The organism is Paenibacillus sp. GYB006 (assembly GCF_036577645.1).
Classification (GTDB): domain Bacteria; phylum Bacillota; class Bacilli; order Paenibacillales; family Paenibacillaceae; genus Paenibacillus.
Map to the genome: position 1 here is coordinate 136526 of NZ_JARBDA010000004.1, position 13232 is coordinate 149757.

Genomic DNA, 13232 nt, shown 5'->3' on the forward strand with positions numbered 1-13232 from the left:
CCGTCGAAATATAAATTTTAGAGATATCAAAAATCAAAAATTATCTGCAGGGGAGTGGAAGTGCAATTGAAATGGGACGGACATACTCATACCCAATATTGTTACCATGGGAGTAGTGAACGACAAGAAATGTATATAGATCGGGCGATAGATTTGGGATTTGAAAGATATACACTTAGCGAACACTCTCCATTGCCTGTAGGTTTGTTTAAAGACACTAATTTATTTAAGAGACTAGCTATGCCAATTGAAGAATTACCATTATATTTTCAGTATGCGAAGAAGATGAAGTTACTATATGCAAGCAAGCTAGATATTACTGTTGGTCTCGAACTTGATTATTTACCGGCTCACTTGTCATTTACTGAGCGTATCGTAAATGACTGGCATGCGGACTTGCAGGATATTATTTACTCAGTGCACTATTTGCCAGGTGTTGAAGGTATTCATTGTATAGATTATACAGCAGAAAGTTTTAGAGAAGATATCTTGGCTTTTTACGGTTCAATGGAGAATGTTGTGAACGAATACTATGATCACGTGGAAGCAGCCATTACTTGGGTAGCTCAACTTCCTATTAGAAAACGGATTGGACATATTAATTTAATAGAGAAATTTGCTAGTGAATTGCCTTCTATTGATGAGAAGCAAGTTCGAACTCGTCTTGAAGGAATTATTCCACTTTTGATTAAGTCAAATGTAGGACTTGATGTGAACACAGCAGGGCTTCGAGTCAAATCATGTGGAAAACCCTACGTTCTTGAATGGTTTTTAGCAGAATGTATGAAACAAGGAATTGCATGTGTCTATGGCTCAGATTCTCACAAACCGGAGCACGTAGGTACAGGCTGGGATTGGTTTGTGAAACATATTTGACATTTTGTTGCTTAATTGACAGATTAGAGCAGAACATTGTAGAGCTTATTCTATGAAGCTTCAGCATCATATAACAAGTTTTCAGCATCGTCGCTACCGCTCCTTGGTCGCCAAGAGGGATTGTCGAAGTAGTGTAATCAGGACACATCCAACCGGCTAAGTGGCAAGGCCGTATGGACTCTTGGTCCTTAAGCCGTTGTGACGTCATAAAACGCATCGTTAGGTGAAATTACCCAAGAGCTTAAAAACATTTATAGTTAGGAGAGATTCGATGAAGCGAACAATTATGATTAGCGATATTCATGGATGTATCGATCAGTTAAATCAGATGTTGCACCTTATCCAATTTAATTCGATAGATGACCAATTGATTTTTCTTGGAGATTATGTAGATAGAGGGCCTAATAGTAAAGCAGTAGTTGATAAAGTAATCGAATTAGTAAATATGCATAATGCTATTGCTTTACGAGGCAATCATGACCAACGATTGGTTGATTTAATAAATAATGATAGCGCATTGATTAGATCTAATTTTATTGAACATGGGGGAATACAAACCCTCCAAAGTTATTGTGATATTAATATCATTAATAACGAAATCTCTAATGAGATATTGAACCAGGCGAAGGATACAATTAATACTTTTTTTGGTCACCACCTAGACTTTTTAAGTGAATTACCTTTATTTCACGAAGATGATGATCACATTTATGTTCATGCAGGATTGAATCCCAATTTTATTGATTGGAAGAACCAACTAGAACATGATTTTATGTATATTAAGGATGAATTCATTCGACACACTTTTAAGGATCTAGGTAAAAAAGTTATTTTCGGACATACAAGAACTAATGATATCCATGGCACATCAGATATTTGGTTTAGTAAAGACAAGATAGGAATTGATGGTGGATGTGCATATGGAATGCAGTTGAATTGTTTAATTTTTCAAGAAGGATCATATATAACGGAACAGATAAAGAATTGTTGAAAGTAAATCTAGGGAGCGGGAGACATCTCCTAGCATCACATCCACGCATCGAGCCTGACAGCTCCTCAGACTGCTAGAAGCGATTGGCAGGAAGAAGATTCAGCAGACTCATTCGTAGCGACTAACCGTATCGCTATCGCTCCAGTTGGTCGCTTAAGTCGGTTGGACGTTATGGATACGTAAACGTTATGCTACATTTCTATCAAATCTGATATAGACAGGAGTGAATCCATGGATATTAATACATTAATATTTGCTCAATTAGTAAGAAAATTTGAAGAAATTAGAGATATTCTGAAGAAAGGAATAGATCAATTAGATGATGATGAAGTAAATTATCGTCCTAATTATGAGAGTAATACAATAGCAAATTTGGTTGTTCATATAGAAGGGAATATTCTTCAAAGAATTGGAACAGGTCTACATGGATATCAGGATGAGAGATCTAGAGAAAATGAATTTAGCATAGAATTGTATGTTTCAAAGGACGAGTTATTAAATAGAATTGATCATTCGTTTACGTTATTAATTGAAAGTATAAAAAAATTGCAAAATGAAGATCTATTAAGAGAAATAGAAGTGCGAGGAAAACCAAGAACAATATATGAGGTTTTACAGCAGTGTGCATCTCATTATTCCGAACACCTTGGTCAAATTCTTTATATATCGAAGATATGTTTAGGATCATCATATAAAACAACTTCAATTTATAAGAAGACATTATGATATTGGGTTGAGATAATGAAAGTTGATATGAGAGCGTATTCGAAGATGCTATTAACATCGCATAACAACCTAATCATGCTTCAGGCATCTGGCCCTCGGTCCGGCAGAGGCAAGGAAGCGGGAGCAGCCGGACAATCCTGGCTAAGTCGATCGGACCGGCACATTCGCACTTTAAGCCAGTAAGGGTTCGTGGATACAAAGACGGTATTGGAAGTAACCGAAATTAGAATATTGGAGGGTACTATATGGAAAACAAAGAAACTTTCAATTTCATTGCCAGGGAATATGAACGATATAGACCCACATATCCTAATGAAATGTTTGATGATATTTTAAATTACTCGAATATTATGAATGATGAAAAGATACTTGAAATTGGTTGTGGAACAGGACAAGCAACTGGGGGATTTGTACACAAAGATTTTAAAAATATTACCTGTATTGAACTAGGTGATAAATTAGCTCAATTTACCTCGGAAAAATTTAAATCAGTAAATACGATTAAAGTAGTAAATACATCATTTGAAGATTGGGACGGTTCAGGCAGTCCTTATAAACTTGCTGTGTCAGGCACCGCATTCCATTTTATTGAACCTGAATTCGGATACAGAAAAGTGTGGGAACTCCTTGAAGATACAGGATCCATTGCTTTCTTTTGGACAGTACATGTCCCACTTTTCGATGATGTAAACAATGAAATTAGATCACATTATCAAGAACTAGCACCGCATTTAGATGATTCAAAGTATCAATCGCCAGAAGAAACAGTATATGAGAGAAAAATGATTACTGAGAAAACTGGACTTTTTACAAACATTATCGTGAAAGAATATAGTCAAACCCAATCACATACCAGTAATGACTTTGTCTCATTATTAAATACAAATTCAAGACACAGACAACTATCTAAACCAGTAAAAAGCACTTTGCTAGAGAAGATAAAAGAGACTATTGATAAAGCAGGTGGATATGTAAATAAAGAACATAGAGTTGCACTATTTTTGGGTAAGAAGTTGACATGAGTGTATTTTAAGATGTCCGTTGCATCCGATAACACCATATCACGCTGGGGGCTGCGTCTTTGGTTCGCAAGAAGAGAGGGGAAGACACGTCGCGAATACGCAAACGTTAGGTGAAATTCCTGAAAATAAACAAGAGTAATACTTTCTAAGGAAAGTTTGATTCTCTAGGGGGCAAATATGTATCTAATGTTAGGCATTTCCTTGTTGTTGACATTTTCATATAAGCTAGTGGAGACCTGTGTAAGAATAACCCCTTTAAGAAAAATCGGGAAATATACTGTATTCGTTTGGGCTATGATCATATTGATCTCTGTACCTTTTTTTAATGATAAGTATATTTTTAAGATGCCTATTCATTATGAGAAGGGACTACCCATATTCGGATTTCTTATCTTGGTGTATATCGTATCATCTCGCTTCTCAGGATATAATCCGATTGGAAAGTATAATATAGTAAATTTTATCATTACTTATCCAATAATAGAGGAAATTATTTTTAGAGGATTGATATTGCCAAACTTAGAGCAGGTCTTTGTCACATCCGATATTATACAAATTCTTTATATGCCTGTAACAACTCCAGTTATTGTTTCTGCGATTCTCTTCGCAATCTGTCACTTGCAGTATTATAAATTATCAGCGCAAAGTATCAGATTTATAATTATTGCTTTCTTGGGTGGGATTTTGTTAGGAGCCATGACTGTGATGACACAATCGATTTTGTTTGCGCTCATATTACATATTGTATTTAATTCATTTTCAGTGATTTTTGCAAAGAGGATGTTGGAAAACGCTATACGAAATTCATGAAATTACATATTGGAGGAGATCTAAGATGTCAAAAACGATGAAAGAATTTGAAGAGTTTGTATTTTATGTAGACTCAATTGACGATGAGTTATTATCAATACCTATTGCCGAAGGGAAATGGACTGTAAAGGAAGTTATAAGTCATTTGACTAATTGGGATGCATATAGTATTGAAAAGATGGTTCCTTACATGAAAGATAATGCTATATTACCTGAATTTATAGACCATGATACACATAATATAGTGGCTATTGAGTTAGCTAAGAACTATAAAGATAGTGAGGCACTGAAGAACGGTTTTCGCGAAACAAGAAAAAAACTAGTATCTTTGCTTAACAGCGTCAGTTCGGATATATCGTTTACGATTGGGAAGGGAAAGAGGAAATATACAATCGATTCGTATGCAAAGATATTTGTTCATCATGATAAACAGCATCAAGAACAGATAGAAAATTTAAGATTTTCATATAAAGCAAATCAGAGATGACTTGGAAATTATCTAACATAGCGTTCACTCTACGGACAATGGTCCTTGGGTCAAGTAACGAGTATAGATATTGATCAGGAGATATGTGAGGTATTTGGATATAAGCAGCGAAGTGAAGGTCACACTAATGCATCTGTTGTAAGGCAGTGAGGGTTGATAGATACAAGATCATGAAACCACTAGAAGAAAAGAGGGGAAGATCTATATGAATTTCTCTATTATTGAGAAGATTATTGAAGAAAAGGGTAAGACGTCGCATTTTTCAGGATCCATTTTATTCGGGAATCAAGAACAAGAATATACGAAAGTATATGACTATGCTAATCGTAGTGATGGAATTAAGAATACGGTGAATACGAAATTCGGTATAGCATCTGGATGTAAAATTTTTACTGCCGTAGCAATTTGTCAGCTTGTCCAAGAAGGTAAAATATCACTCGATTCATTACTTAAAGAGTGTGTGGATTTTGAATTCCCTAATTTTGATCCAAACATCACTATCCACCAATTGTTAACGCATAGTTCGGGCATTCCGGATTATTTTGATGAAGAAGTCATGAATGATTTTGAGGGTCTATGGAGAGAAAAACCAATGTATCACGTCCGTGCTCCAAAGGATTTCCTGCCACTATTTCAATACAATCATATGAAGTTTAAACCGGGAGAACAATTTTTATATAACAATGCTGGCTACATTTTGCTAGGTCTAGTTGTAGAAAAGATTTCAGGAATGGAATTCACAACCTATGTGGAGAACAACATTTTTCGAAAATGTGGGATGCATGAATCAGGGTATTATCGAATGGATCAACTGCCTGCAGGTACAGCACTAGGGTATATTGATGATGATCAATGTTGGAGAACGAATATCTATTCAGTTCCAATTAATGGCGGGCCAGATGGAGGAGCTTTTACGACAGTTAAAGACATGAAAATCTTCTGGAATGCATTATTGGAAAGTAATTTACTAAATACGCATTATACTAAACTTTTACTAACTCCTCATGCTCAGGAAAATGAATTTATTCATTACGGTTATGGTGTATGGATTTTGAAGATTAATAATGAAATATTTAAGTATTTCGTTATGGGAAGCGATCCTGGTGTATCCATGCAATCTTCTGTTTATATTAACGGGCTGCATGCCCATATTCTCGGTAATACAAATGTAAATACAGGAGAGATCGCAAGGAAAATCGATGAAGAGATTTATAAAGAACTTTGAGGGCTAATCAGCAAAGATGGATTGTTTAATCCTAATACTTTACAAGGATTAAACCCTGAAAATTTAAAGTGATATGATATCGATACTTTATTGAAAATTCTTACAGAAGATAATAATAAAGAACAAGAAAAATTATGGAGGTGATTACTATTGAAGTTAAGAAATTCAACAAAAGCAATCATAATAGAAGACAATCGTGTGCTTGTTACGAAGCTACATGACGAGAATGGGATTTTTTATTTGTTGCCTGGCGGAGGACAAGAACCCAGTGAGAAGCTAACGGATTGCTTGGTAAGAGAATGTATTGAGGAAACTGGTTATGTGATTAAAGTACAAGAGTTATTAAGAGAATGCTTTAAGGACAAAGATATTCATAGAGTTGAATTTATATTTAAAGGCAATATCGTAAGAGAAACCGAAGTGATGGGAATGGATAAGGATCAGTTAGGAATTGAATGGATAGTACTTGATAATATCCTGAATGAACCATTATTCCCTACAGAACTCAGTACATTAATTAAGTCTTATCACAATGGCTATCATAAAAACACTTATATAGGAGAAATAAATTAGAGTGATTTAGAGAAGCTGATTCAGGGAGGGTTATATGAAGACCATTATTTATATGGTTAGACATACCGAGTCACCATATACAGAAGGAAATGAAAGAACTAGGGGGCTTACCTTAGAGGGGAAGATGAAGGCAGAGAAAATAACGGAAATATTAAAGGACGAAGGAATAAACATTATTATTTCAAGTCCTTATGCTCGAGCAATTCTAACACTGGAGGGGTTGGCCAAAGAGTTAGAGTTAGATATTCAGATATTCGAGGATCTTAGGGAAAGGCATTTTTCAGACTATATGATTTCTCACGAAGAATTTATGCCCGCTATGAAGAAAATGTTTGATGAACCTGACTATGCATTGCCAGGAGGAGAATCGAACACGGTCTGTCAGAATAGATCAGTTGTAGTGTTGAAAAATATCTTAGAAGTACATAAGGGAAAGAAAGTGGCTATTGGAACACACGGGAATGTAATGACATTGATGATGAATTACTTTAATACGAATTACGGCTTTGATTTCATGAATCAAACAAAGAAACCAGACATCTATAAATTACAATTTAAAGACCTGGAATTAGAAGTAGTAACAAGACTATGGAAAGACTAATTAATTTGATGTTGATAAAAGAGAGTTTCGATTTCGTGTAACATGTTATTCTCGTATCTGAATTTTTGCCGGCTTTTAGGAGAGGGTGAGTTCAAGTAGATGATTTCTTTTCTGATATCGATATTGATGTATCAATCTCCCACAGTTGTTTTTACTAAAGAAGAAATCGAGAAATATGAAGAACTATCGAAATCAGTTAACGAAGGACGACTAATTGATTATTCCTTACAGTACCCCAAGTACCGTTTTCTACAGTATTTAGCGTTGAAAGGAAACTATGTGTTTCACGGCTCAAATTATCGCAATATTGAAAGATTCGAACCACGTAAACAGACTTTGTATAACAATGAACTAACTACAGCTGTTTTTGCAACGACTGAACCAATATGGTCTATTTTTTATGCTGTATTTAATCGAAGTGCATTAATCGGGAGTTTTCGTAATGGATGTATTATAGGACGAAACAAAAAGTACCATTATTATTCACTTAATGAATCAACAATAAAAAACAATCCTTGGACAGATGGCATGGTTTATATACTACCTAAAGATAAATTCCATATGTCTGGACTAGAGAAAGTGCAATTTGATGAGTGGATTTGCAATGAGTATGTAATCCCAATAGGCAAGATAAGCGTATCCTTATCAGATTTTTATTTCTTGAATAAAGTAGCAGTTCACAAAGATAAAGAGTCGTTGTTTAGTACCTGGATTTTATATAAAGCACGAACTTTATTGGCGAATTCAAACAGGGCAAGTAACAGGTCATAACAATGTATCTACGATGCGGACTGCCCCCTTGGTTCGGCAGATGCCTTAGGCAGAGAAGATGAATCAGCTTACAACTCTGTGAGGCTAAGTCCGTCGGACCGGCATATTGGCGCCTTAAGCCTCTCGGGGTTCGTAGATATAAGACTGCAATTAGTTGTTAGGAATGTGGATTAAAGAAGAACCTGATAAAGTGAGATGATAGAATGTATGCTGTTGAATTGTTTTTTGAAGAGGAATTCGAGAAATGGGTTAGGAATATCTGGAAGGGATTAAAAGACCAAAACATAAGTTCAAACATGTATGACATCAGTAATTTAAAACCACATATTACTCTGGCGGTATATCGTGATATTCCGTCTATGGAATCCATTTGTAGACGATTAAGCACTTATTTTGATAGTGTTATGGAACTTGAATTGAAGTTTGATGTGCTGGCCTCATTTCCTGCAACAGGGACATTATTTATAGATCCAACAGTTACGGAAGACTTGCTTAAGATGCATAAGATGTATCATGCGGAATTTAGTGACTTGTTTGAATTTTCTAACCCCTATTATATTCCTAATAATTGGGTTCCACATTGTACTCTTGCTATAAGACTTTCTCCGGAACAGATACTAGATGCAATGAAATATTGCTATAAAGATTTTGTGCCTTTACGAAGTAAGATCATAGAAGTTGGGATCGTGAAATTAGAGTATGATACAAATAATATATGTATAAGTAGTTCAACCATTGCTTCAAACAAATTAAAGGTGAAGACTAATTTATAGGTTATCAAAGAGGGCAGCAACCTCACTTAACAAAGCATTCTTACCCTTTTCGCTAAGAGGGATATCTAAGAAGCGGATTCAGGCGACAGATTCAACCGGCTATGTCTGACGACTCGGTGGATATGCTATCTTAAGTCGCTTGAACGTAATGAAGACCAAACGTTAGGTGAAATTCCTCGAGAGAGTGAGATTAATCAAACCAGGAGGACTAGTATGGGATTTCTTATTGTCGTTATAGTAATAGGATTTGCTGGTGTTATTGGAAATCAAAAATCAGTATTAAGAAGAATGGAATCGATTCAAAGATCTTTGGATGAAATAAATCAGAAAATGCATGATGAAAATTAAGTCAATATGGACTAATAAATAAAGAGAGTCGATAGTATATGGGAAGAAGTCGGGCGCATCATCTAACAATATATGATTCATGTTTCTAGCCATTCGCCGTTCGGTCCGGACTGATGAAATTGGCAGGGAAATTGAAGTTTCCTGTCAAATCCGATTAACATTGTAGAAAACCAAATAAACTTAAGGTGGATCAAGAAATTGAATTATCCACATATTGAAACAGATCGACTGATCATGAGAGAACTAACGTTAAAAGACGCAGAAGCAATATATAGACATTTTTCAATACCTGACGTTATAAGATTTATGGATATTGATGTATGTAAAGATTTAAGAGAAGCAGAAGAAATTATTGCATTTCATATTGATGATTCAGGTTGTAGATATGGCTTGTATAGTAAAGAAGATAATGATTTGATTGGAACATGCGGGTTCCATTGTTGGATAACTGAAAACGAGGAAACCAGAGCTGAAATAGGATTTGATTTGTCACCAAGATATTGGGGAATGGGATTTATGCAAGAAGCTTTGAATGAGATGCTTGATATTGGATTTGGATTGATGAAGTTAGACTATATAGAGGCAACAACTGAGATCCAAAATGTTCAATCTCAGAAGCTATTGAAGAAAATGAATTTTACACAAGAGGGATTAAAGAATGATTTGATGTATTTTACATTGAGAAATCGAAAAAACAACGATTAAGTACCTAATAGAGGACAATAACTACGCATAACAGAGTATTCACGTTGCGGGGTCAAGCCCCTCTTGATTCACCCGAGACCATAAAGCCGGAAGTAACACAGACGTATAACATTGCGAGGCTGAGTCTTCGACTCGGCACGATACGCCTTATGCCTCTCGGATCCGTTAATGCAAGAAAGTTAGGTGAAATTAATGCAAACTATTTAGAAAGTTAAATCAGAGGAGAGTAAAGGGTGAATCAAACTATTCGTAATATTTTTGTTTTTACTATCATTGTTGTTCTTTGTGGATGGTTAGGTGTTTTTGTTGATTCATTTCTCACAGAGCAGCCAGAAGGAAATACGCTTGGTATGGGGATATGGCTAGTGTTCCCAATGTTGACGGTAATTGTGCTTATATTTTATTCAAAGATCAGTTGGAAAGAAATTGGGATTAAACCGAATTTCAAAGGGAATCTAAAATGGTACTTGATTTCTGTTTTGATTTTTCCTGCTGTAACAGTAACTATATTAGTCATCGGTAATACATTTAAATGGATTGACTTGTCAGAACTTAATCTTAGGACTTTTACTGGAGTGTTCTTCAGTACAATATTAATAGGTTTTATTAAAAATATCTTTGAAGAGACGGTTTGGCGTGGTTTCCTAACCTCGCAACTTGTGAAGTTAAATCTTACTGATTGGAAGATCTATTTATTAGTTGGTTCTGTGTGGGGGATATGGCATGTCCCATACTACATGATGTTTCTACCGGAGACGGATATGCAGGTTGTGTTACCTGTAAGTCGAATTATTTTTACAGTTGTTGCAATTTTGACAATGATATGTTGGTCCATCATGTTTATCGAGCTTTATAGGATAACGAATTCAATTTGGCCTTGTGTTCTATTACACACAGTAGAAGATTCATTGATTAATCCTTTAGTAATCTCAGGATTCATTAGTATCTCTTCCGGGAAAGAAATTGTTATTTCTCCTATCTGTGGAGTCATTACTTCTCTTCTCTACTTAATTGTTGGGCTAGCGATAAAAGCTAGTAGAAGAAGACAAATCAAAGTACAAACGACTGCCTGTTGATGTTTAGTATAAATTATCCAAGTTCTAAAGTAACTTAATATTTAGATTATGAATATAACTTTATTGACCAATCGAGGAATCCCGGCTGAAGAGTTTTATAAGAAAAACGGATTTAATGAAATAGATAGAATCATATTTTTGCATAAGAAAATTAAGTGATATTCATGCCTGAGGAATTTCAAGGGAGTAGTGGGAGAAAATTGACTCCCTAAGACAAGAGCTATCTAAGGGAATCGACGTTAGAAACACAATGACGTTACCAGAAAAAATTCGAAGCGAGAAAGATCATGAACGAGAGATAATTTAAATTAATGGAGGTTGAGTTTATGTTTTATAGAAGAAAATTTTATATAGTTAACAATGATTTCGTGGATATCCTTAATAAACATTTCATAGAAACCAATTTACCGAATCAATTGAGCAATGGAGCTCGTTTAGTCGGGAGATGGATGGCTCCAAATTCAGAGACAACAACTGAAATATTCGCTATTTGGGAATATGACAGCTATGAAAAATATCAAGAAATCGAACGGAATGTTAGAAGCAATAGTGAACATCTGAAGAAAATTAACGATTGGTATGAACTCCATGGCGGCAGAGAACGCATATATAAAGAATACGTCATTGAAGTAAAAAACGAAGAACTCATTTCAACATTATTAGACTGAGGTGATTAGTGTCGGATATCGCTGGCATGACTTCAGATTTTAAGATCAAGAAGCTATTTATTATTACGTCATGAAAGGTTTTTAAGTAGTTATAGAATTTCGAATGTACCAGATAACAACATATTATCGCTCTGGTCGATTCTGTCCTCTTTAAATTTCTGTTTTTCTAGCGAACATTACAACAAAATTATAGTATTTGTATATACAATCTACATCTGAAAATCCAGCTTCGGTCAGCCATTGTAACTGATGATCAAGAGTAGACATTCTATCAAGTTTTGTTCTCTCCATCGCGGATGATATTTCAGCCAGGTCTAGTCCTGAATTTTCAATGTGCTTTTTCCAATCTGATTTGTAAAGGCTTTCTAAATAGTCAGTATTCCCAAGGACTTGATCCACGTTAATAAAAATGCTGCCGGGGGTCATTATGGAATACAGTTTTTGGAACAACTCCTGCTTTTCAGAATCAATCATGTGATGTATAGAAAGTGAAGATATTACTAAATCGTATGGTTCACTGTAGTCGAATTTAGTGTAGTCACTTGCGATGTATGCAATGTTGGAATGGTTGCTGAATCTTGCTCTAGCAATCTCAAGCATACCATCAGAAAGATCAATTAGTGTTAGCTTTGACTTGGGGTATTTCTCAAGAATAAAACTAGACATGAGTCCAGTCCCTGCACCCAAATCTAAGACTGAGGGAGTATCATTTTCTAAAACTGCTAGTGCAGCAGCGATCCTATAAAGATCTTCAAAGCAAGGAATAAGTTTCTTTCTTTGTTCGTCATACCTGTGGGATACCTTGTTAAACTGTGTTCTTATATCGGCCCTGTCATTATTCATCTAATCACTCCTCCATTCTCCATACCATGTTATAGTGTAATTCAACCCGCATCCAATATATGTAACTAATAAATCTGATAGACAGTACCTATAAAGGCGTTCGGGTTCGTAGATATTAGAATCTTTGTCTATATACTGAAATATCGAAATAGGGGATGTACATATGAAACTCAAAGGAAATAGGGTTACTCTTTCAAGTGTTACGAAGGAAGATTTAGACTTCTTATGTGAGTTAGAATGCAACAAAGACGTTTGGCTATATGAAGAGTTTGTGGAGAACGATCATAATGTTATCAAGTCAAAGTATCTAGAACAAATGAATTCAAACACACACGTTGATTTTATCATGACAATAGAAACAGACAATGAAATAAAGCGAATTGGATTGGTTCAGATTTGGAGTTATGTAGCTCATAGAAGCAGCTGGGAACTTGGTTTTGGCATCCTACCAGAGTATCAAGGACATGGGTATGGATATGAAGCGGTTAAGCTCTTAGTTGATTATGTATTTAAGGAACTAGAAGCTCGTAAAATAGTAGGAATGTGTAATAGTCTCAATCATAAATCGATCAACCTCATGGAGAAATTAAAAATGACGAGAGAGGGTATATTCAAACAAGAATTAAAATGGAATGATGAGTGGCATGATCAGCATTTTTATTCGATTTTGGTTAGTGAATGGACTAACGTTATAAGAAATTAACACAAAAGCAATCCATAAATATTCAGAACACAAC

The 13232-nt window shown here is 35.2% G+C and carries 17 protein-coding genes; 16 read left to right on the forward strand and 1 reads right to left on the reverse strand.

Annotation, left to right across the window (positions count from 1 at the left end; all coding sequences use genetic code 11):
- The first annotated feature begins 60 nt into the window (after positions 1–60).
- The 15 genes from hisJ (at position 61) to PV403_RS11825 (ending at position 11652) form a co-directional block, all read left to right on the forward strand.
- Entirely contained in the window at positions 61–876 is an 816-nt protein-coding gene (gene hisJ / locus PV403_RS11755) for a histidinol-phosphatase HisJ (RefSeq protein ID WP_332084716.1), read from the forward strand.
- 271 nt (positions 877–1147) lie between these two features.
- Complete coding sequence (locus PV403_RS11760) at positions 1148–1867, forward strand: metallophosphoesterase family protein (protein ID WP_332084718.1); 720 nt, start codon at positions 1148–1150, stop codon at positions 1865–1867.
- Between the two features lie 231 nt (positions 1868–2098).
- On the forward strand, positions 2099–2593 hold the full coding sequence (locus PV403_RS11765) for a DinB family protein (RefSeq protein ID WP_332084719.1): 495 nt from the start codon (positions 2099–2101) through the stop codon (positions 2591–2593).
- Positions 2594–2838: 245 nt separating this feature from the next.
- Positions 2839–3615 (forward strand): class I SAM-dependent methyltransferase, encoded by a 777-nt coding sequence (locus PV403_RS11770; protein WP_332084720.1) that lies wholly within the window; start codon positions 2839–2841, stop codon positions 3613–3615.
- A gap of 177 nt (positions 3616–3792) precedes the next feature.
- The gene (locus tag PV403_RS11775; protein WP_332084721.1) at positions 3793–4425 is read left to right on the forward strand and encodes a CPBP family intramembrane glutamic endopeptidase; all 633 of its coding nucleotides are present in this window, start codon (positions 3793–3795) and stop codon (positions 4423–4425) included.
- Between the two features lie 25 nt (positions 4426–4450).
- Positions 4451–4912, forward strand: a complete 462-nt coding sequence (locus PV403_RS11780) for a DinB family protein (RefSeq protein ID WP_332084723.1) — start codon at positions 4451–4453, stop codon at positions 4910–4912.
- Between the two features lie 205 nt (positions 4913–5117).
- On the forward strand, positions 5118–6137 hold the full coding sequence (locus PV403_RS11785; protein ID WP_332084725.1) for a serine hydrolase domain-containing protein: 1020 nt from the start codon (positions 5118–5120) through the stop codon (positions 6135–6137).
- 150 nt (positions 6138–6287) lie between these two features.
- Positions 6288–6710, forward strand: coding sequence for an NUDIX domain-containing protein (locus PV403_RS11790; RefSeq protein WP_332084727.1), 423 nt, complete (start codon positions 6288–6290; stop codon positions 6708–6710).
- 34 nt (positions 6711–6744) lie between these two features.
- Positions 6745–7311, forward strand: coding sequence for a histidine phosphatase family protein (locus tag PV403_RS11795; RefSeq protein WP_332084728.1), 567 nt, complete (start codon positions 6745–6747; stop codon positions 7309–7311).
- Positions 7312–7410: 99 nt separating this feature from the next.
- On the forward strand, positions 7411–8082 hold the full coding sequence (locus PV403_RS11800) for a hypothetical protein (RefSeq protein ID WP_332084729.1): 672 nt from the start codon (positions 7411–7413) through the stop codon (positions 8080–8082).
- Between the two features lie 203 nt (positions 8083–8285).
- A complete protein-coding gene (locus PV403_RS11805) occupies positions 8286–8855 on the forward strand; it encodes a 2'-5' RNA ligase family protein (protein WP_332084730.1) in 570 nt (189 codons plus the stop codon).
- A 213-nt stretch (positions 8856–9068) separates the two neighbouring features.
- Entirely contained in the window at positions 9069–9203 is a 135-nt protein-coding gene (locus PV403_RS11810) for a hypothetical protein (protein WP_332084732.1), read from the forward strand.
- 198 nt (positions 9204–9401) lie between these two features.
- A complete protein-coding gene (locus tag PV403_RS11815; protein WP_332084733.1) occupies positions 9402–9908 on the forward strand; it encodes a GNAT family N-acetyltransferase in 507 nt (168 codons plus the stop codon).
- Between the two features lie 233 nt (positions 9909–10141).
- The gene (locus tag PV403_RS11820) at positions 10142–10984 is read left to right on the forward strand and encodes a CPBP family intramembrane glutamic endopeptidase (RefSeq protein WP_332084736.1); all 843 of its coding nucleotides are present in this window, start codon (positions 10142–10144) and stop codon (positions 10982–10984) included.
- A gap of 326 nt (positions 10985–11310) precedes the next feature.
- Positions 11311–11652 (forward strand): cytoplasmic protein, encoded by a 342-nt coding sequence (locus tag PV403_RS11825; RefSeq protein ID WP_332084738.1) that lies wholly within the window; start codon positions 11311–11313, stop codon positions 11650–11652.
- A gap of 150 nt (positions 11653–11802) precedes the next feature.
- Here the strand turns inward: PV403_RS11825 and PV403_RS11830 are convergent, their stop codons facing one another.
- Positions 11803–12495, reverse strand: coding sequence for a class I SAM-dependent methyltransferase (locus PV403_RS11830; RefSeq protein WP_332084740.1), 693 nt, complete (start codon positions 12493–12495; stop codon positions 11803–11805).
- Between the two features lie 163 nt (positions 12496–12658).
- Here PV403_RS11830 and PV403_RS11835 point away from each other — a divergent pair, with 163 nt between their 5' ends.
- Positions 12659–13198: a GNAT family N-acetyltransferase gene (locus PV403_RS11835; RefSeq protein ID WP_332084741.1), complete on the forward strand. Its 540-nt coding sequence runs from the start codon at positions 12659–12661 to the stop codon at positions 13196–13198.
- Positions 13199–13232: the final 34 nt, after the last annotated feature.